The following is an 18261-nucleotide window of genomic DNA, read 5'->3' as shown; positions in this document are numbered from 1 at the left end:
ATCGTCAGAAACCGACGAACTCCCGCAATCGCCTGCGCCGCAATGGCCGCCCCTCGCGTTGGTCCGCCCGGAGCCCGTAGGCCATGCGGCCGTCGAGGCCCTCGAAGGCTGCAAGATCGAGATCAAGCAGCGCCACCTCCTCGGCCGCACCCGGTTCGGCTTGCGTTTGCCGCCCTGTTATCGCAAGCCACAGATCGCGCCAGCTGCGCTGACGCGTCGTTGCCCCCACCATCGTCACGATCATGCCCTCCCGTTTGCCCCGTCACGCCGCCTGCGGCAGGCAGGCTTCGCAGATCGCCGCGACATGGCGGTGGTCGGTGCCGCAGCAGCCGCCGAGCACGCGCACCTGCGGCATCCGGCGGACGAGTTCGCGGTAGCGCCGGCCGAGATCGGCAGGATCGCCGGCATCCAGCACCTCGCTATTGTCGAGCTGTTCGTGGCTCATGGTCGAGGCATTGGCGCGAATGCCGGAAATGCGCTTCACCCAGGCGCTGCCGTGATCGAGCGCGCCTTCGAAATGCGTCGGGTGGGCGCAGTTGATCATGTAATAGGCCGGCGCCCCGCCGGTGGCCGCATCCGTCGTCTCGATCGCCTCCTGGATGCTGCGGCCGGTCACGAGCCGGCCATCGGTTTCCAGCGTAAAGGAGATGGCGCAGGGCATGTCATGCGCCCTTGCCGCCCGCGCAATGCCGATTGCCTCGTCGATATTGGTCAGCGTGAAGGCTGTCACCATATCGGCCTCGGTGCCGGCGAAGGTCTCGATCTGGAAGGCGTGGTAGTCCTCCGCCTCCTCGGCGCCCATGTTGCCGGCCTTGTAGCCGTCGCCGCGCGGGCCGATGGCGCCGCTGATGACGATCGGCTGCTCCGGCCTCTCATAGCTGCCGCGCAGGCCGACCAGCAGCTCGACGGCCTGTTCGTTTGCCGCCCGCAGCGCCTCGCTCGTATAGTGGAGCTTCCGGCCCCAGTCGGGATTGGCGCGCCATGTGGCGGTGTCGAGCACGAAGCCCGTGCCGTGCCGCCGGGCGATGTCCAGATAGCGGCGATAGTAATTCTTCGTCCGCTCCCTTCCGTCCTCGGAAGCCAGCAATACGAAGGAGGCGAAATGCGGAAGCTCGATGCCTTCCTGGAAGATCATCGTGGTCTCCATGCCGCCATCGGTAATGAAGGCGCCGCCTCTAAGCTGCGGCAGCCCATGCCTGTACTTTGCCATTGTGAAACCTCTCCAATCGCGGCGCCTGAAATGACTGCCGTCGATGGCCATGTTCTGCCGCTTATTCTGCTGCCAAACTAGGCGACTTGCGGTATACTAGGCCGGGTTTCGAATTTTGCGGATTGAAATCAATCCCTTGCATGGGCCGATGCTGCCGGGGGCGGAAGCGGGCTCGATCCTGCTGCACTGAAAACTGTACCGCGGGTACAGGAGGGAGACATGCGAAAGGGCGAGGAAACACGGAATCGCATCCTCGATGTGGCGGAGGCGGCGGTCCTGCAGAAGGGATTCGGCGGCACGTCCATCGAGGAGCTGATCGTCGAAACCGGCATTACCAAGAGCGGCTTCTTCTACCACTTCAAGGACAAGAACGAACTCGCAAAAGCCCTGCTCAACCGCTACATCGAGAATGACGAGCGCATCTACGACGAGATTTTCAGCCGCGCGCGCGATCTGATGGACGATCCGCTGCAATCCTTCCTGCTCGGCCTGAAACTGCTCTCCGAACTGCTGGCCGACCTGCCGAACGGCCATCCCGGCTGCCTGGTCGCGACCGTCTGCTATTACGAGCGGCTGTTCGACCGCGAGATCCAGGAGACCAACAAGAACGCGGTGCTGGCCTGGCGCCGCCGCTTCGGCCGCATGTTCCGCGAGATCATGGCCGTCTACACGCCGCGTGAGCCCGTCGATGTCGACCAGCTGGCCGACATGGTCTCTTCGGTGCTGGAAGGCGGCATCGTCCTGTCGAAGACGCTGAAGGAGCCGAACACGCTCGCCGAACAGGTGCTGATGCTGCGCACCTTCGTCAGGATGCTCTTCCTGCCGGCGGTCGAATCGCCGCTGGCCGCCGTCAGGCACGACCAGCTCCATGGCATGGCCGGCAGCGGGCAGCCTTAGTTGCCGGCTTCCATCTCCGCCGCCATCTCGGCAAGCTTGCGCACCGTGTTGAGGTTGCGCGAGGTCCCCGGTTTCAGCGCCGGCAGCTTGAGTTTCGAGCGGCCGGAGCCGTTGGGATAGTGCACGTAGATTTCGCGGCCGGCGAGCTTCGCCTCTTCGCCGTCGGGCGCCACCATCCCCTCCAGCGCATCGGAAGGCGCGGCCTCGGGCAGGAAGTAGACGAGCAGGAAATTCGGCTTCGCGTCCGGGAAGGGCGCTCCGGCGACGATGCCGTCAAGCTCGCTTCGGCCGCGCACCATCACGCCCGGCCGTTTGCCCATCTTTTTGCCGAGGGCCGCGTCGAGCTTTTCCTCGACCGCCTTTTCGGCTTCATCCGAGCGGAACAGCACGTTGCCGCTCTGGATGTAGGTCTTCACATCGGCAAAGCCGAGTTCTTCGCAGAGCGCTTTCAGTTCGCTCATCGGCAGGGAGCTTGTGCCGCCGACATTGACGGCGCGCAGCAGGGCGACATAGACCGCCATTTCTCCCTCCCTTGAGCAGGCGGCCCGCGCGGGGCAGGCCGCATCCGGACCTCACATCTTGCCCGCCACCTTGATCGCGAAGGCATATTCGAAGGCGATTTCCTCCAGCCGTTGGAAGCGCCCGGAGGCGCCGCCGTGGCCGGCATCCATGTTGGTCTTGAGCAGGATCGGCGCCGTGCCCGTCGTCTTCTCGCGCAGCCTTGCGACCCATTTGGCCGGCTCCCAATAGGTGACGCGCGGGTCCGTCAGGCCGCCGAGCGCCAGGATCGGCGGATAGGCTTTGGCGCCGACATTGTCATAGGGCGAATAGGCGGCGATCTGCTCGTATTCCTCGCGGCTCTCGATCGGGTTGCCCCATTCCGGCCATTCCGGCGGCGTGAGCGGCAGCGTGTCGTCGAGCATGGTGTTCAGGACATCGACGAAGGGAACGGCGGCAATCAGGCCGGCGAATTTCTCCGGCGCCATGTTGGCGACAGCGCCCATCAGCATGCCGCCGGCCGATCCGCCCTCGGCGATGATGCCGGCGTAAGAGGTGAACCTCTCCTGATTCAGATAGTCAGCCGCGGCGATGAAGTCCTTGAACGTGTTGGTCTTCTTGTCCATCTTGCCGTTTTCGTACCAGGCAAAGCCGCGGTCCTTGCCGCCGCGGATATGGGCGATGGCATAGACGAAGCCGCGATCGACGAGCGACAGGCAGTTGGTGTTGAAGCCGGCGGGAATGGTGATGCCGTAGGCGCCGTAGCCATAGAGCAGGCAGGGGGCCGAACCGTCGAGCGGCGTATCCTTGCGATAGAGCAGGGTGACGGGCACTTTCTCGCCGTCCCAGGCGGGCGCGAAGACGCGGCGAGTGACGTAGTCGTCGGGATTGTGGCCCGACGGCACTTCCTGCGTCTTGAGCAGCGTGCGCTCGCGCGTGACCATGTTGTAGTCGTAAAGCTGCGAGGGCGTCGTCATCGACGAATAGGAAAAGCGGATGACGTCGGTGTCGTATTCGGCCGCCCCCGAAAGGCCGAGCGAATAGGCTTCCTCGTCGAAGGCGATCGCATGTTCCTCGCCGCTGCGCCGGTCGCGGATCATGATCTGCGGCAGCCCGTCCTTGCGCTCCAGCCACAGAAGATGGCGCGCATAGGCCATGTGGCTGATGATGAGCGTGCCCGGCTTGTGGGGCACGACCTCGCGCCAGTTTTCCTTGCCCGGTCTGTCAACCGGCGCTTCCATGATCTTGAAATCCTTGGCGCCGCCGTCGTTGGTGAGGATGTAGAAGACGTCGCCGCCCTCCGTCAGCGAATATTCGATGCCTTCCTCGCGCGCGGCGACCAGCTTCGGCTCCGCCGTCAGGTCCCTGGTCGAAAGCAGCCGGTATTCGCTGGTCTCGTGGTCGTGGATGTCGATATAGATGAAGTCGTCGAGCAGCGAGCCGCCGACGCCCATGAAGAAGCCGGCATCCTCTTCCTCGTAGACCAGCCGGTCCTGGCTCTGCGGCGTGCCGAGAATATGGTGGAAAACCTTCGAGGGGCGGTGGTTCTCGTCGAGCGCCGAATAGAAGAAGCTCTTGCCGTCGGGCGCCCAGACCCCGCCGCCGCCGGTATTCTCGATCACGTCGGACAGATCCTCGCCGGTTGCAAGATCGCGAACCCTCAGCGTGAAGAATTCCGAGCCCTTGTCGTCATAGCCCCAGATGCCGCGGCTGTGGTCGCTCGAATGGTCGAGGCCGGCGAGGCGGAAATAGGCCTTGCCGGCGGCTTCCTTGTCGCCGTCGAGCAGGACGGTGCGGATCGTCTCGTCCTTGACGTTGCCTTCGCGCGGGATGCGGAAATAGCGCGGCTGCTCGCCGCCGGTGACAAAGGACGTGCCGTAGGCATAGGCGCCGTCCTTCATCGGCACGGAACTGTCGTCTTCCTTGATGCGCCCGCGCATCTCGGCAAACAGCGCCTTCTGCAGCGGCTTGGTGTCTTCCATCGCCGCGTTCATGTAGCCGTTCTCGGCTTCCAGATGGGCGCGGATATCCGGGTCGAGAATGGAGGGGTCCTTGAACATGGCCTGCCAGTTGTCGGCCCGCAGCCAGGCATAGTCGTCGGTCCGCGTAATGCCGTGGCGCGTGTCGGAAACCGGTCTTTTTTCAGCGGCGGGCGGGGCAGGCAGGTTCTTGAAAGCGGTCAAGGAAGGCTCCGTATATGGCGGTATCGCTCGGCAAGAGATAGAGGTGCGGCCGGTCCGGATCAAGCGTCGGGCGGTGAACCGTCTTGAGACAAAATGGCCGCCGCGTTGCCTTGATGTCACCACATTGTTTAAGAATGTCCGCTAGCGTCGCGCGAAAACTACACCCGCGCCAGGCCCCGGCAGGCAGCCGGCGGCAGTATGAAGAATGCATAGCAGTAAAGGTTTCTCCGTCATGCCGAAACGTCTGGTCCTGTTTATGTCGCTCATCGGCCTTGCCGCCACTTCCTCCTATGCCGTGGATCCCGCCATCAAGAAACAGCTCGAAAAGCTGGACCCCGCCACCCGGCTCGAACAGAGCTGCGATACCGAGGCCATGAGCCGGATCAACAAGGACGGCACCGGCTTCCGGCCGGACAAGGTCATCGCCTACACGTTCAAGGACCCGATCCCGAGCGACGACCGCCTGGAAGCCCCCGGCGCCGTTTTCCGCAGCAAGGGCGACTGGTACCACCTGTCCTATACCTGCATCACCGGCCCGCAGCACATCAACGTGCGCGACCTGAAATACAAGATCGGCGAGAAGGTTCCGAAGGACAAGTGGACCAAATATTATCTCTACGACTGAGCCTCCAGCACGTTCCGTCCTCTGGACTGGCACGGGAATGCGGGCGGATTGAGGCCGCGCCCGCCTCTTTGCGGGCGGCATCAGGCCACATGGCCCGCCTTCATGCTTTGCTTTAAGAAGCGGCAAAACAGCAACCGAATCTGATTCTTCATGAAGCGCTTTCTTCTTGGCTCTGCACTGCTGCTGGCCGCCGCCTCGTCGGCATTCGCCGCGGAAATCCCGCCTGCCGCACCTGCCGCCCGTGCGCCGGCCGCCGCCGGACCGAAGCTCGTCGAGCCGCATCTGCACATCGCCCGTTCCAATATCGCGGGTCATGCCCGCATCGCGCTGACCTTCGACGCCTGCATGGGCGAGGCCGACGAGCGCATTCTCTCGACGCTGGTCAACGAGCGCATTCCCGCCACCGTCTTCGTCACCGCCCGCTGGCTGAAGCGCAATCCGAAAGCGCTTGCCGTCTTCCTGCAGAATCCCGATCTCTTCGAACTGGAAAATCACGGCGAGAAGCACATTCCGGCAATCGACAAGCCGGTGCTCGTCTATGGCATCCCCTCGGCCGGTTCGCCCGATGCCGTCAGGCAGGAAGTGGAAGGCGGGGCGGCCGCCATGGTCGCTTCGGGCATTCCCGCGCCCCGCTGGTTCCGCGGCTCGACCGCCAAATACGACCTTTCCGCCATCGGCCAGATCCGCGCCATGGGCTATCGCATCGCCGGCTATTCCGTAAACGGCGACGGCGGCTCGCTGCTCGGCGCCGCAGTCACCGAAAAGCGCATTGCCGCCGCCAGGGATGGCGACGTGGTCATCTCCCACATCAACCAGCCGACCCATGCGGCGGGCGAGGGCGTGGCAAGGGCGCTCGTCGATCTCAAGGCCAAGGGCACCGAATTCGTGCGCCTGCAGGATGTCGCCGATACCGGCGACGACAGGACGACGGAATAGGGCCGGCTTCTCCCGGCTCGTTGCCGCCCGCTATCCTTACTTCGGCAGCTGCGGCTGCGGTCTTTCCTCGATCAGCAGTTCGTCGATGATCGTCATGACCATCAGCGAGAGCGGCAGCGCCAGCATGGCGCCGACCGCCCCCCACATCCATGTCCAGAAGATGATCGCCAGGAAGACGACGAAGGGGTTGATCTCCAGCCTCCGGCCCATCACCGCGGGGAAGATCAGGTTTTCCATCACCAGATGCACGGTGAAGAAAGCCGCGGCCGGGATGAGGCCGATGATGATGCCGTCATGCGCCATGATGCCGGCCACGGCCACGGCAAGGGTCATCAGCGTAATGCCGAGATAGGGAACGAAGCTCGAAAGGAAGGCGAAAAAGCCCCAGAGCACCGGCGTCGGCAGCCCGCCGACATAGGCGATGACGGTCATCACCACGCCGAGCGCCATGTAGATCAGCGAGGCCGTGGCGAAATAGAAGCCGAGCGCCTGTTCCACGGCATTGATGACGCGGATCGCCGCCAGCCGCTGCGAGCGTTCGCGGAAGGTCATGATGATCGTCTTGCGCAGGCTGACCCGGCTTGCCAGAAACAGCAGCAGCGCGGCAAAGAAGATCAGCCCCTGGACCAGCGCCGGCGTCAGGTTCGTCGTCACCACATGCAGCACGTTGCCGGTATTTTCGAGCAGCGAGTCGATCGACATCGGGCCGCTCTGGAAGGTCGCGGGCGTGATGTGCAGCCATTCGATCCGTTCCAGATAAGGCATGAGGCGCTGCGTCGTGCGGTCGATGAAGCCGGGCGCCTCGTTGGCCAGCATCGTCAGCGGACCGGCGAGCGAATTGATGAGCATGAAGATGATGAAGGCGACGCTGGTGGACAGCAGCGCCGCATTGGCAAGCCGGGGCACGCCCATCTTCGAAAGCTTCTCCGCCGCCATGCCGAGGATCATGCCGACGACCACGGCAAGCGTGATCGGGATCAGGATCAGCGACATCAGGTAGACGGCGGCAAGGCCGAGAATGCCGAAGATGCCGATGATCGCCCAGGCCATGGTGATATCCAGCCCGTCCTTCTCGACGCGGCGCACGGGAGCCGGCGGAAGCTCCTCCGCCGCCGCCTGAAAGGTGCGTGCCCATGAACTCATGGGGCGTTCGTCGAGACGGAACCTGTCGGCCTGTTTTCTGATGCCATTGGCGATGCTCATGTGCGGTTTGTCCCCGAAGCCCCATTGCTTCGCCAATCAACGCGCAAGGGTTGCCACCGGTTCCAGAGCGGGCGGACGGGCTACCGGTCCGGGAAATGCTCGACATGCGTCTGCCCGGTACGGCCGAAATAAACCGCGCGCCGGCCGGGCAGGGAGACGAGATAACCCATGCAGCCGGCGGCCATGACCATTCCGCAGAAACCCTTGTAGCTATAGTCGGCCGCGGCTGCCTGCGCCCATTGCACGGCCGCGCCGACCGCGGCGGCATCGAAGGCTTCGGCAACCGGCGGCCTTGCCGCGCCGGTGGCGATCTCAAGCGTTTCACCCGCAGGCAGGTAATAGACCTTCACCCCTCGTCTGAGGTCGGCGAAATAGCTTTCGATGCCGGCCTCCGAAAGGAGGCCCAATATCTGCGGAAAGCTCATGCGGTCCTCTTCGGACGCCCTGGTGCAATCTTCGGCAATAGCTCTCTGCTGCGCGTTCATCGGCGCTCTCCCTTTCGGTTTTTAAGTCGGGTGTGGACGGCCTATTCGACCGGTATCGTGCGTATGTCCTGCCGCTTGGCGACAGCCTTCAGCATGTCTTCCATCGCCTTTCTTTCCGCAGGCGTCAGGTGGCCGAAATAAGCGGCATCGTTGGCATCGGCGAGGGCTGCCAGTTCTGGCACCAGCAGCCGGCCTTCGCCGGTCAGCCGCAGCGTCTGCGCCCGCCCGTCGGCGGGGCTTGCGTCCCGCGCGACGAGCGCCTTGGCGATCAGCCGTTCGGCAAGCTTGCTGATGGCGCCGCGCGTCATGCCCAGTCGGTCGGCAAGCCGGCTCGGGGCGAGCGTTTCGACATCGTAGAGTTCGCGCATGACGACCCATTCGGCGACGGTCACGTCCTTCGCCTCCAGCCTTTTTGCGAATGCCAGCGACACCTGGTTCGAAACCATCCGCAGCCAGTAGCCGAGATGCGTGGTCAGCGCCGGGACGGGCGGATGCGTCATGACGGGCTCCATTTTGTTGACTAGGAAACTACATTGGTGTTGTTTCCTAGTCAACTATATTTCTCGGCGGCGCGTAACGAAAAGCTTGAATTCACAGTCGATATATTTCTAGAAATATAACGATAAAGAGGATGCCCCAGCCATGCAGATCAGACACCTTTCCTTCTTCGTCACCCTTGCGGAAGAAAAGCACTTCGCCCGCGCGGCCGAAGCCTGCAACGTCGCCCAGCCGACCCTTTCGGCGGCGATCCGCCGGCTGGAGGAAGACCTCAACACCACGCTCATCCTTCGCGGCCGGCGCTACCTCGGGCTGACGCCCGATGGCGAAAAGGCGCTCGAATGGGGCCGGCAGATCCTGTCGGACTATCAGAAGCTCAGGAGCGAGATCGCCGGCGCCCGATGAAATCCACGAAGGCGCGCAGCGGCGGCGGCATCTGGCGCCGGCTTGGATAATAGAGGTGGAAGCCGGGGAAGGGCGGCGTCCAGTCGTCGAGCATCCTCACCAGCCGGCCGGCGGCGAGATGATCCGTCACATGCTCTTCGAAGAGATAGCCGATGCCGACGCCGTCGAGCACGGCGCGCAGCATCAGGTCGTTGTCGGTGGTGCTGAGCGGCCCCGAGACCGCCACTTCCAGCTTCTCGTCGCCGCGCTCGAATTCCCAGTGGTAGAGGCTGCCGTCCGTCGGCCAGCGGGACGCGACGCAGGCATGGTCGCGCAGCTCCCGCGGCGTTTCCGGCATGCCGTGGCGCGCGACATAGTCCGGCGAGGCGACGACGACGAGCCGCATCTCGTCGCCGAGTTTCACGCTCACCATGTCCTTCTCCACCATCTCGCCCAGCCGGATGCCGGCATCGAAACGTTCGGCCACGATATCGGAGAGCTTGTCGTCCACGATAATGTCGAGGGCGATGTCGGGATAGGCCGCGTGAAAGGGCGCGACCAGCGGCGCAAGCCTGTGGACGATCGCCACGCGCGGTGCGTTGATGCGCAGCAGCCCGGCCGGCCTGTCGCGCAGCGCCGCAACGTCGGCCACCGCCTGGTCCAGATCGGCCAGCGCCGGCAGGAGCCGCGCCAGCAGCCGCCGGCCCGCCTCGCTGGGTGCGACGCTGCGCGTCGTGCGGTTGAGCAGCCGGATGCCCATCCGCTCCTCGAGTGTGCGGATCGTCTGGCTGAGCGCCGAAGGCGACATGCCGAGCCGCGCGGCCGCGCGGGCAAAATTGCCCTGTTCGGCAACCGCCGCGAAAGCCTTCAGTTCCGCATAGTCGCTCCCGCGCATTATGCTCTCTTTTCTAAAGAAGCCATGCCGATAATGTAGCATTGTTGTCAGTATCGGCAAGGCGCATCTTCCCTCTGCAACAAGAGGAGATTTCCCATGAGCGCTACATTGTCCCTTGACCGCTACCGCCTGCTCGGCCGCTCCGGCCTGCGCGTCTCGCCGCTTTCGCTTGGCGCCATGACCTTCGGCACCGACTGGGGCTGGGGTGCGGACGAACAGGAATCGCGCCGCATGTTCGACGCCTATGTCGATCGCGGCGGCAATTTCATCGATACCGCCAACCAATATACGGGCGGCACGTCCGAAACCCTCGTCGGCCGCTTTGCCGAAGGCCGCCGCGACGAACTCGTCATCGCCACCAAATACACGATCACCTCACGCCCGAAGGACCCGAATTCCGGCGGCAACCACCGCCGCAGCATGGTCCGCTCGGTGGAAGACAGCCTGAAGCGGCTGAACACGGATTACATCGACCTCTTCTACCTGCACGCCTGGGACTTCACGACCTCGGCCGAGGAGGTCATGCGCGGGCTGGACGATCTCGTCCGTGCCGGCAAGATCGTCTATGCCGGCATTTCCGATACGCCCGCCTGGCAGGTTTCGCGCATGCAGACGCTTGCCGACCTGCGCGGCTGGGCGCCGCTCGTGGCGCTGCAGATCGAATACAGCCTGATCGAGCGCACGGTGGAGCGCGACCTGATCCCGATGGCGCAGGAACTCGGCCTCGGCGTCATCCCCTGGTCGCCGCTCGGCATGGGCGTCCTGACCGGCAAATACAGCCGCGCCGATCTCGATATTGGCGCCGGCACCGCAAGTGCGGTCGGCACCCGCAAGAATGTCGCCGCCGGCAACGGCGCACTGACGGAGCGCAATCTCGCCATTGCCGACGTGGTGAAGCAGGTCGCCGCCGAAACCGGCCGGACGCCGGCGCAGGTGGCGCTTGCCTGGACGCTGGCCAATCCGGCGGTCACGTCGCCGATCATGGGCGTCAAGACCATGGCCCAGCTCGAAGACAATCTCGGCGCGCTCGAAACCGTGCTGTCCGATGAACATCGCGCCCGCCTTGCCGAAGCGAGCGCCATCGTCCTCGGCTTCCCGCACGATTTCCTCGCCAAGCCGCTGACGCGCGGCGTCATGTTCGGCGAGGTGACGATCGAGCCCCGCCGCTGAACCGGGCAGGGCGCCGCGGCGGCGAATGACGATGGCGCCGGCAACGGCGCCATTGCCGTCCGGAGCAAGGCGCCGGCCTTACCGCCCGAGCGCCATCGACAGCGGGACGGCGATGTAGCCGGAGGGCGGTGCCGTCTCTCCGCCGGCCGGTGCGAGCACCGGCGGCGGCAGGTTTTCGTCTATTCTCGCCGGGCCGATACGGTTCCAGTCGTAGAGGAAGATCTCCTCGTAGAATTTGGCGATTTCAGCATCGTAGAAGATCAGGCTCGCATCCCGGTTGAAGCCGGTGCCGGCCGTCGTCCAGTTATGGCTGCCCATCAGCACCGCTTCGCTGTCGATGATGATGCCCTTGGTGTGGCAGTTCTTCTGCTTGCGGATCTTGTTTGTATCGAAGCCGTAATCCTTGGCGTTGCTGATGACGTCGCGGTCCTCGGAGCCGAAGCTGCGGAAGATGATGCGCACGTCGAGCCCGCCCGTCTGCTTTTCCAGCAGCGCGTCGAGCAGCCGCCGATATCCGTCGCCCACCGTCTTCGTGTTGAAGCTCTGGTTCTGGAAGTAGATCCGGCTCCTGGCCGACTGGATGAACGGCAGTACCGTGTCGATATAGTTGTCGGGCGTCAGGATCGGCTGCACGTCGATCGTCCGTTCGCCGGTCAGCGGCTCGAAGTAACGCGGCTTTTGCGGCGCTTCCAGCGTGTCGACGGCGAGGTTGGCCGGCAGGAAGACCAGCTGTTCGGCCACCAGCCCGGCCTCCGTCACCGTCTTGGCCTCTTCGAGGTCGCGCAGGATATGGTCCTCGAAGAGCTTGCTGAGCCCGGCATCTTCGAGGATCGCGTGCCATTCGCGATTGTAGAGCCTGAGCGCCGATGCCGCGTCGTCCTTGTTCGTCAAGGGCGCCACGTTCGGCTGGTTGGAACTCTGCCAGTTGCCGCTCGAAAGCCACATGGCACTGTGGTCGCGCACGGCGACCTTGATATGGTAGGCGGAATCGAAGATGCCGTTTCTCCCGACGCTCGCTGGCGCGAAATCGAACTTGCTGCCCTTCGCGTCGCGGATCTGCGCGACCGCCTCGGCATCCGTCAGGTCGCCCTCATGCACCTTGCCGCCCATCTGCAGCACCATGGCGATCGTCTCGGCCTGGCCCTTGACGGCGTTGAGCACGCCGTTGGCGACATTGGTCGCCCCGAAATCGTACATGGCGACGACCAGCGACCTGCGCGTCTTCGACAGGAAGGGGCCGAGCTGCGGCCAGCTTGCGTCAGGCCCGGTATGGATGACGAATTTGCCGTTGACCGGGCGCCGGGTCAGCGGCAGGTCGGGGCGCGGCTGGTAATTCGTATGCCAGCTCGGTTGCCCGGCCTCTTCGATACCGAGGCCGAACAGATCCTCCGCCGAGGCGACGGTAATGTCGGTGCGCACGCCGTCGATATAGTCGGGCAGTTTCGTGCGCCCGCGCGCTTCGAGGGCGCCGGGTTCAAGCTTGCGGTTGACCGCGATCACCACGGCGCGCTGATCGGTGATCTCGCCTTTCTCGAAGCGATAGCCGGGCTTGATGGCAACGACGTCGTCACGGTTGGCAAGCAGCGACCGTGCGGTGCGCACCGCCGCCAGCACCTGCTCCCTGGTCGGCATGGCGATCGGCGAGGGCGGCGGCGCATTGCCGCCGGGACCGGCTGCGCTGACGGTGACGGACGGCCCCGAAGGGGAGCCGGCCGCTCCGCCTGCGAGCGGGGATTGCAGCGCGGCGCTATCCAGTTCGACGGTGATCTTCAGCGGCACCGTGAACGTCACCTTGCCGCCGCCGCCACCTGCGCCGCTTCCGCTTCCCTCGTTGGTGCTCATGATGATCTCCCCGTTCAATGGCGCAAGCAGTCCGCGGGCGCGCTGCAGGCAGCGCCGCAGAACGGCCGCCGGCACCGCGTCGTTCTCGATGAATTCGGTTCCGCTGTAGTGAAGCCCGATTACCCTGCCGGTGCCGATGTCGAGCAGCGGCGAACCGGAATTGCCGCCGAGCGTGGAGCAGGAATGGGTGACGCGGTTCTCGTCGGCGGCCAGCAGGTTGCCGACTGCAAGCCGCTTCTTGGTGAAGACGCCGCCGAAGATCTTTTCGGCAAGCCGCTGGTCGGAAAAGCGGGAATCGCTGGCGGGATAGCCGATCGCCGCCACCGGCAGGTTGCGCACCGGCGCCTCCGAGGCAAGGTCGAGCTTGATGCGGCCGACCGGCGAGGATGCCTGCTCCAGCTTCAGGAAGGCAACGTCAGGCCCGCTTTCGGGCGCCACCCAGACGATGCGTTCGATCTTCACCTCGTCGCTGGCGGGGTTGCCGTATTCCTCCAGGAAATCGATGTTGACGCCGATTTCGTGGCGCGCGTCGAAGCCGATCTTGAACTTGAAGCCGGTGCCGCTGGCTTCCGCAAAAAGGTTGGCCACATGGCGGTTGGTGACGACCAGACCGTCGTCGATCACCCAGGCCGTCCCGGCATAGTCGCGGTCGGCATTGGTCACGTCGACACGGCCGATCGAAACCATGGTCCGGTTCAGGTTGGCGGCGTTGTCGGTCAGGATGCGGCGCCAGGCCCTGGCTTCCTCGCGGGCGCTGTCGATGTCGATGGCATTGTTCCTGACGAGGAAGACCGGCGTGCCCACCGCAAAGACGATCGTTTCCAGGTCGCCGACGGGCGGCGGGCCGATATCGACCCCTTCCTCGACCGGCTGGTCCCGGTTCATCAAGGCGCGCATGCCGCCGTAGCGGACATTCATGGCGCGGCCGGCCTCGTCCAGCCAGCCGGGCTTCTGCGCGCTGCGCATCAGCGCATTGATATCGGCCTGCACATCCGGCGGGCTGGCGGCCGCGACCTGCTCGGCGACCTGCCGGACGCGCTGGGAATCCTCCACTGTCATTCTGCCTCCTCCGTCCGCTGGCGGACATTTCGTCGGTATACGATGGGATTGGCTGCGAAATCTATTGAGGGTTGTAATCTTGGACGATACGACCAGTTTATTACAGGCGCATGATGGCGTCGAGCCCGGCTCCTGCGGCCGCCCCGGACACGCAAGCCGGCGCTCAACCGGGCAGAGGCGCAAAAGGGAAAGGACCGCCCGGCGGGATGCCGGAACGGTCCTTTCGACGCCTTGGGAGACAGTTTTTCAGACGGAGAGCGTGAGCCCGATGCCCCACGGGTCTTTCAGGAAGACGCCGCCGTCGCGCTTCTCGCTGGCGATCTCCAGTTCGTCGAGCCTGGCGACGGCCCTGTCGAGCGTCTGCCTGTCGTTGAAGCGGATCTTGTAGTCGGAAAGGCCGGTCATATGTTCGGCCCGCCTGCCGGCACCGCGGCTGTTCCAGATATTGGCGCCGAGATGATGGTGATATCCGCCGCTCGCAAAGAAGCTCGCGCCCGGATAGCGCGCCATCAGCTTGAGACCCAGCACGTCGCGGTAGAAGACGTCCGCCTGCGGGATATCGCCGACCTGCAGGTGGATGTGGCCGATTGCGGTGCCGTCGGCCATGCCGGTCCAGGCGTCGTCGGGCGCGCTGTTGTAGAGCGCCTGCAGGTCGAGCCGCAGCGTCGCCATTTCCACCATGCCGTCGGGGTGGAACTTCCAGCTGTCGTGCGGCCGGTCGGCATAGATTTCGATGCCGTTGCCTTCGGGATCGGAGAGATAGATCGCCTCGCTGACCAGATGGTCGGAGGCGCCGTCGAGCACGACATTGTTGTTGGCGGCATGGCGCAGCCAGCGCGCCAGCTCGGTGCGGTCCGGCATCAGGAAGGCGGTGTGGAAGAGGCCGGCGGCGTTGCGGGGGGCCTCGCGCGCCTTGCCATCCGTTGTCAGCGTCAGGAGCGGCAGGCCCGCGACACCCAGAACCTCGCCGCTCGCCGTCTTTTCGATAACCGAAAGGCCGAGCATCTTCTGATAGAAGCCGGAAACCGCTGCCAGATCTTTGACCACCAGATGCGACTGGTCGATATAGGCAGGGCGCGTCAGCGCATAGGACGTTTCGGTCGATGTCATCGGGGGATCTCCTGCCCTGGAACCGGCCATCGAACTGGCTCGGGAATTGAAAGGCGTACCGGCGGTGGCGGCAAATGTGCCGCCCGTAGCGAGCGCGAGGAATTGTCGCCGGTCCATTCGCCTCCAAGCTCCCCTCGGCCGCTGTACTTGCCTCCTATATGGCGCATTCGCATTGTTCACAGAAGACCCGTTTTTGAGGATGAAGCGTTCTGCGAACGTTGACGATCGGGGGTCCCCCACTTGATATCAGTCAATGCGCTTTATCTATCTAGGGAGGAAGTTGTCGGTGAAGAGCAACGCCTCAAGGAGGATCGCATGTACAGGAAGATCATCGTTCCCATCGAAATCGGCGGCATCGAGAAAGGCGAGAGGATTTTCCGCAAGGCGGCAAAGCTGCTCGACACCGGCGGCGAGATCATCCTCCTCAACGTCGTCGAGGACATTCCGACCTATGTCGCGATCGAACTGCCGGGAAACATCGTCGAGGACGCCATGAAGGAAGGCCGCGATCGCCTGAACGAGCTTGTCGCCAAGACCGGCATCCGGGCCACCGTCGAAGTCCGCAACGGCCCGCCCGCCAACGGCATCCTTGCCGCTGCCGAAAGCCACGGCGCCGACCTGATCATGATCGCCTCGCACATTCCCGATTTCTACAACTACTTCATCGGCGCCACCGCCGACCGCGTGGTGCGCCACGCCAAGTGCTCCGTGCTGGTGGATCGTTAGGGCAGGCAGCCATGGATATGAAACTTCAGGAAAAGATCCTGCGCGACCGATGGCACGAACTGACGGCGCGGCTGCGCAGGATCGATACGGATCTCAGCCGCACCAGGGCGGCCGATGACGAGGACCGCGCCATCGAAAACGAGAATGACGAAGTGCTGGAAGGTCTCGGCCAGGCCGGCGAGGACGAACTGCGCGCCATCGACGCCGCCCTCGAACGCATTGCCAAAGGCACTTACGGCACCTGCGCCCGCTGCGGCGCCGAGATCTCCGAGGCCCGCCTTGCGGTACTGCCGCACACGCCGCTCTGCGAGGATTGTGCGGCCGGCAAATAGGCGCGCCATCAAGAACGGGCAGCGCCTGTCACAAAGATTTAACCTGGTGCTGCCGGGCGTCCGGTTGCGCCCCGGCCGTTTCGGTGCGACGATCCCCTTACTCTGAGTAAGGGCGCGTGCATGGGCGAGTTCAACGGCATTCGCTGGGCCTACGACAGATACGAGCTGATCGCCGACGGTATCGTCCATGGCGTCGGCCTGTTCTTTGCCCTGATCGGCGTGACCGTGCTGATCTTCTACGCCACCCTCTGGAGCCCCGCCGGCGCGCTCGCTGCCGCCTGGGTCTACGGCGTCGGGCTGGTGCTGACGCTCGCCATTTCCTTTTCCTACAATATCTGGCCGGTTTCGCGCACCAAATGGTATCTGCGCCGGTTCGATCATTCGGCGATCTTCGTCCTGATCGCCGCCACCTACACGCCCTTCCTGGAGCGCGGCGCCGACGATCCGCTGCTGTTCTGGATGCTGATCCTCATCTGGGCGATCGCCGCCTTCGGCATCTTCGTCAAATGCGTCTTTCCGGGCCGGTACGACCGGCTGGCGATCCTGCTCTACCTCGCCATGGGCTGGAGCGGCGTGCTGGTGGCCGAACCCGTCGCCTCGCGCATTCCCTATGCGTCCATGCTGCTGATCGTCATCGGCGGCATCATCTATTCGCTGGGCGTCGTCTTCCATGTCTGGGAGCGGCTGCGCTTCCAGAACGCGATCTGGCACGGCTTCGTGGTGGCTGCCGCCGCCGTGCATTATTCGGCCGTGCTGACCTGCTTCAGCCTGCCGGTCGCAAGCTTCTGACATCGGGCCGATATCCGGCGTTTACATCGGCCCCGGCGCAGCGTATGCCCCGGCAGACGCGATCAATCGAACAAGACCATTGCCAGCCGGGCCTGCCACATGACCGATAGCCTTCTCATCCGGGACGCCGCCGAAGCCGATCTTCCTGCCATCAGGGATATCTATAACCACGCCGTCGAACATACGACGGCGATCTGGAACGAGACGCTCGTCGATCTCGACAACCGGCTGGAATGGTTCAGGGCGCGCAAGGGCAGGGGCTTTCCGGTCATCGTCGCCGAAATGGACGGCAAGGTCGCCGGCTACGCCTCCTATGGCGACTGGCGCGCCTTCGACGGCTACCGCCACACGGTCGAACATTCCGTTTACGTCGACAAGGATTGCCGCGGCGCCGGCATCGGCGAAAAGCTGATGCGCGCACTGATCGAGCGGGCAACGGCGGCCGGCATCCACGTCATGATCGCCGGCATCGAGGCCGAAAATACGGCCTCCATCAAGCTTCACGAAAAGCTCGGCTTCCGCATCGCCGGCACGTTTTCCGAGGTCGGCATCAAATTCGGCCGCTGGCTGGACCTGACCTGCATGGAACTGCGCCTGCCGAAAGCCTGAGCCCCGCCGCCTCCAGATTGATTGGCGGCAAGGACTAACCATATTTTTATCCTAGTCTGCGTCCTGTAGGAATCTGTGGTGACGCGACTCGCGGAGGAGAGGTTGATGTTTGGACGCTCGGTGCTCGGTCTTTCTGCTTTCCTGGCCGTCGCGGCCTGTTCGCTGCCGGCAATGGCCGCCAGCTGCGGCAGCACGGCATCGCCCGAACTCGACTGGCAGGAATGCAACAAGAAGAACCTGATGCTGCAGGGCAGCGACCTGCAGGGCGCCAACCTTGCCGGCACGGATTTTTCGCTGACCGATCTCGGCGGCGCCAACCTCAAATCCGCCAATGCGGAAAAGGCCACCCTGGTGCGCGCCTCGCTGGCCGGCGCCAGCGTCGAGGGCGCCAATTTCGGCAAGATCGAGGCCTACCGCTCCACCTTCGCCGGGGCCGTGGCCGACGGCGCGAGCTTTGTCGGCGCGGAGCTGCAGCGGGCCGATTTCACCGGCGCCCGGCTGACCGGGGCCAATTTCGAGAAAGCCGAGCTCGGCCGCGCCAATTTCGACAAGGCGGTCCTGACGGGCGTCAGCTTCGCGCTCGCCAATCTCTCCCGCGCCGATCTGACCGGCGCAAAATATGACGGCCCGATCACCTTCGACCGCGCCTTCATGTTCCTGACCCGTATCGAAGGCATGGACCTGTCCGCCGCCATCGGCCTGCAGCAGGCGCAGATCGACCTTGCCTGCGGCGATTCCTCCACCAAACTGCCTTCCGGCCTTTCGGTCCCTTCGAGCTGGCCTTGCCCGCAGGAGCAGGATTAGCTCAGG

The 18261-nt window shown here is 64.3% G+C and carries 20 protein-coding genes; 10 read left to right on the top strand and 10 right to left on the bottom strand.

From position 1 onward, the window contains the following. Positions 1 to 4: 4 nt before the first annotated feature. A complete protein-coding gene (locus tag ACU8HS_RS03795; RefSeq protein WP_447015427.1) occupies positions 5 to 244 on the bottom strand; it encodes a hypothetical protein in 240 nt (79 codons plus the stop codon). Positions 245 to 262: 18 nt separating this feature from the next. Then, positions 263 to 1210: a homocysteine S-methyltransferase family protein gene (locus tag ACU8HS_RS03790; protein WP_113500544.1), complete on the bottom strand. Its 948-nt coding sequence runs from the start codon at positions 1208 to 1210 to the stop codon at positions 263 to 265. Between the two features lie 219 nt (positions 1211 to 1429). Between ACU8HS_RS03790 and ACU8HS_RS03785 the strand changes: the two genes are divergently transcribed. Beyond that, positions 1430 to 2107, top strand: coding sequence for a TetR/AcrR family transcriptional regulator (locus ACU8HS_RS03785; RefSeq protein ID WP_112568587.1), 678 nt, complete (start codon positions 1430 to 1432; stop codon positions 2105 to 2107). On the opposite strand, the gene ACU8HS_RS03780 is transcribed toward ACU8HS_RS03785, so the two are convergent. After that, on the bottom strand, positions 2104 to 2628 hold the full coding sequence (locus ACU8HS_RS03780) for a DUF1697 domain-containing protein (protein WP_447015426.1): 525 nt from the start codon (positions 2626 to 2628) through the stop codon (positions 2104 to 2106). The genes ACU8HS_RS03785 and ACU8HS_RS03780 overlap by 4 nt on opposite strands. A 51-nt stretch (positions 2629 to 2679) precedes the next feature. After that, the gene (locus tag ACU8HS_RS03775; RefSeq protein ID WP_447015425.1) at positions 2680 to 4788 is read right to left on the bottom strand and encodes a S9 family peptidase; all 2109 of its coding nucleotides are present in this window, start codon (positions 4786 to 4788) and stop codon (positions 2680 to 2682) included. Positions 4789 to 5020: 232 nt separating this feature from the next. On the opposite strand from ACU8HS_RS03775, the gene ACU8HS_RS03770 reads away from it, so the two are divergent. Together ACU8HS_RS03770 and ACU8HS_RS03765 are read left to right on the top strand one after the other, a co-directional pair. After that, complete coding sequence (locus ACU8HS_RS03770) at positions 5021 to 5413, top strand: DUF930 domain-containing protein (protein ID WP_112568593.1); 393 nt, start codon at positions 5021 to 5023, stop codon at positions 5411 to 5413. Positions 5414 to 5563: 150 nt separating this feature from the next. Then, entirely contained in the window at positions 5564 to 6349 is a 786-nt protein-coding gene (locus ACU8HS_RS03765) for a polysaccharide deacetylase family protein (protein ID WP_112568595.1), read from the top strand. Between the two features lie 36 nt (positions 6350 to 6385). Here the strand turns inward: ACU8HS_RS03765 and ACU8HS_RS03760 are convergent, their stop codons facing one another. From ACU8HS_RS03760 to ACU8HS_RS03750, 3 genes are all read right to left on the bottom strand, one after another. Continuing rightward, on the bottom strand, positions 6386 to 7552 hold the full coding sequence (locus tag ACU8HS_RS03760; RefSeq protein WP_112568597.1) for an AI-2E family transporter: 1167 nt from the start codon (positions 7550 to 7552) through the stop codon (positions 6386 to 6388). 80 nt (positions 7553 to 7632) lie between these two features. Then, complete coding sequence (locus tag ACU8HS_RS03755; protein WP_112568599.1) at positions 7633 to 8037, bottom strand: DUF1398 family protein; 405 nt, start codon at positions 8035 to 8037, stop codon at positions 7633 to 7635. Between the two features lie 41 nt (positions 8038 to 8078). Continuing rightward, on the bottom strand, positions 8079 to 8537 hold the full coding sequence (locus ACU8HS_RS03750; protein WP_447015424.1) for a MarR family winged helix-turn-helix transcriptional regulator: 459 nt from the start codon (positions 8535 to 8537) through the stop codon (positions 8079 to 8081). A 142-nt stretch (positions 8538 to 8679) separates the two neighbouring features. Here ACU8HS_RS03750 and ACU8HS_RS03745 point away from each other — a divergent pair, with 142 nt between their 5' ends. Beyond that, on the top strand, positions 8680 to 8940 hold the full coding sequence (locus tag ACU8HS_RS03745) for a LysR family transcriptional regulator (RefSeq protein ID WP_112568601.1): 261 nt from the start codon (positions 8680 to 8682) through the stop codon (positions 8938 to 8940). On the opposite strand, the gene ACU8HS_RS03740 is transcribed toward ACU8HS_RS03745, so the two are convergent. Continuing rightward, positions 8912 to 9814, bottom strand: coding sequence for a LysR family transcriptional regulator (locus ACU8HS_RS03740; RefSeq protein WP_447015423.1), 903 nt, complete (start codon positions 9812 to 9814; stop codon positions 8912 to 8914). The genes ACU8HS_RS03745 and ACU8HS_RS03740 overlap by 29 nt on opposite strands. Before the next feature lie 96 nt (positions 9815 to 9910). On the opposite strand from ACU8HS_RS03740, the gene ACU8HS_RS03735 reads away from it, so the two are divergent. Next, a complete protein-coding gene (locus tag ACU8HS_RS03735; RefSeq protein ID WP_447015422.1) occupies positions 9911 to 10984 on the top strand; it encodes an aldo/keto reductase in 1074 nt (357 codons plus the stop codon). Positions 10985 to 11062: 78 nt separating this feature from the next. Here ACU8HS_RS03735 and ACU8HS_RS03730 read toward each other — a convergent pair whose 3' ends face one another. Both ACU8HS_RS03730 and ACU8HS_RS03725 read right to left on the bottom strand, forming a co-directional pair. Further along, positions 11063 to 13885: a phospholipase D-like domain-containing protein gene (locus ACU8HS_RS03730; protein WP_447015421.1), complete on the bottom strand. Its 2823-nt coding sequence runs from the start codon at positions 13883 to 13885 to the stop codon at positions 11063 to 11065. A 246-nt stretch (positions 13886 to 14131) separates the two neighbouring features. Continuing rightward, positions 14132 to 15112, bottom strand: a complete 981-nt coding sequence (locus ACU8HS_RS03725) for a VOC family protein (RefSeq protein WP_447015420.1) — start codon at positions 15110 to 15112, stop codon at positions 14132 to 14134. Between the two features lie 198 nt (positions 15113 to 15310). On the opposite strand from ACU8HS_RS03725, the gene ACU8HS_RS03720 reads away from it, so the two are divergent. The 5 genes from ACU8HS_RS03720 to ACU8HS_RS03700 all read left to right on the top strand — a co-directional run bounded on the left by ACU8HS_RS03720 (position 15311) and on the right by ACU8HS_RS03700 (position 18255). After that, positions 15311 to 15721: a universal stress protein gene (locus tag ACU8HS_RS03720; RefSeq protein ID WP_112568610.1), complete on the top strand. Its 411-nt coding sequence runs from the start codon at positions 15311 to 15313 to the stop codon at positions 15719 to 15721. An 11-nt stretch (positions 15722 to 15732) separates the two neighbouring features. After that, entirely contained in the window at positions 15733 to 16053 is a 321-nt protein-coding gene (locus ACU8HS_RS03715) for a TraR/DksA family transcriptional regulator (RefSeq protein WP_112568612.1), read from the top strand. Between the two features lie 120 nt (positions 16054 to 16173). Beyond that, the gene (gene trhA, locus ACU8HS_RS03710) at positions 16174 to 16842 is read left to right on the top strand and encodes a PAQR family membrane homeostasis protein TrhA (RefSeq protein WP_112568614.1); all 669 of its coding nucleotides are present in this window, start codon (positions 16174 to 16176) and stop codon (positions 16840 to 16842) included. Between the two features lie 99 nt (positions 16843 to 16941). Then, positions 16942 to 17451 (top strand): GNAT family N-acetyltransferase, encoded by a 510-nt coding sequence (locus ACU8HS_RS03705; protein ID WP_112568616.1) that lies wholly within the window; start codon positions 16942 to 16944, stop codon positions 17449 to 17451. A gap of 105 nt (positions 17452 to 17556) precedes the next feature. Beyond that, a complete protein-coding gene (locus ACU8HS_RS03700; protein WP_112705448.1) occupies positions 17557 to 18255 on the top strand; it encodes a pentapeptide repeat-containing protein in 699 nt (232 codons plus the stop codon). Positions 18256 to 18261: the final 6 nt, after the last annotated feature.

Source organism: Rhizobium sp. KDH_Rht_773_N, from assembly GCF_052946295.1.
The sequence above is the reverse complement of the archived record's forward strand: the minus strand, read 5'-3'. Positions and strand labels throughout refer to the sequence as shown.

Coding starts and splice junctions, on each gene's coding strand:
- ACU8HS_RS03700 (WP_112705448.1), top strand. CDS start 17,557: ATGTTTGGACGCTCGGTGCTCGGTCTTTCTGCTTTCCTGGCCGTCGCG.
- ACU8HS_RS03765 (WP_112568595.1), top strand. CDS start 5,564: ATGAAGCGCTTTCTTCTTGGCTCTGCACTGCTGCTGGCCGCCGCCTCG.
- ACU8HS_RS03735 (WP_447015422.1), top strand. CDS start 9,911: ATGAGCGCTACATTGTCCCTTGACCGCTACCGCCTGCTCGGCCGCTCC.
- ACU8HS_RS03705 (WP_112568616.1), top strand. CDS start 16,942: ATGACCGATAGCCTTCTCATCCGGGACGCCGCCGAAGCCGATCTTCCT.
- ACU8HS_RS03740 (WP_447015423.1), bottom strand. CDS start 9,814: ATGCGCGGGAGCGACTATGCGGAACTGAAGGCTTTCGCGGCGGTTGCC.
- ACU8HS_RS03745 (WP_112568601.1), top strand. CDS start 8,680: ATGCAGATCAGACACCTTTCCTTCTTCGTCACCCTTGCGGAAGAAAAG.
- ACU8HS_RS03770 (WP_112568593.1), top strand. CDS start 5,021: ATGCCGAAACGTCTGGTCCTGTTTATGTCGCTCATCGGCCTTGCCGCC.
- ACU8HS_RS03760 (WP_112568597.1), bottom strand. CDS start 7,552: ATGAGCATCGCCAATGGCATCAGAAAACAGGCCGACAGGTTCCGTCTC.
- ACU8HS_RS03795 (WP_447015427.1), bottom strand. CDS start 244: ATGATCGTGACGATGGTGGGGGCAACGACGCGTCAGCGCAGCTGGCGC.
- trhA (WP_112568614.1), top strand. CDS start 16,174: ATGGGCGAGTTCAACGGCATTCGCTGGGCCTACGACAGATACGAGCTG.
- ACU8HS_RS03780 (WP_447015426.1), bottom strand. CDS start 2,628: ATGGCGGTCTATGTCGCCCTGCTGCGCGCCGTCAATGTCGGCGGCACA.
- ACU8HS_RS03785 (WP_112568587.1), top strand. CDS start 1,430: ATGCGAAAGGGCGAGGAAACACGGAATCGCATCCTCGATGTGGCGGAG.
- ACU8HS_RS03715 (WP_112568612.1), top strand. CDS start 15,733: ATGGATATGAAACTTCAGGAAAAGATCCTGCGCGACCGATGGCACGAA.
- ACU8HS_RS03720 (WP_112568610.1), top strand. CDS start 15,311: ATGTACAGGAAGATCATCGTTCCCATCGAAATCGGCGGCATCGAGAAA.
- ACU8HS_RS03755 (WP_112568599.1), bottom strand. CDS start 8,037: ATGAACGCGCAGCAGAGAGCTATTGCCGAAGATTGCACCAGGGCGTCC.
- ACU8HS_RS03730 (WP_447015421.1), bottom strand. CDS start 13,885: ATGACAGTGGAGGATTCCCAGCGCGTCCGGCAGGTCGCCGAGCAGGTC.
- ACU8HS_RS03790 (WP_113500544.1), bottom strand. CDS start 1,210: ATGGCAAAGTACAGGCATGGGCTGCCGCAGCTTAGAGGCGGCGCCTTC.
- ACU8HS_RS03750 (WP_447015424.1), bottom strand. CDS start 8,537: ATGACGCATCCGCCCGTCCCGGCGCTGACCACGCATCTCGGCTACTGG.
- ACU8HS_RS03725 (WP_447015420.1), bottom strand. CDS start 15,112: ATGGACCGGCGACAATTCCTCGCGCTCGCTACGGGCGGCACATTTGCC.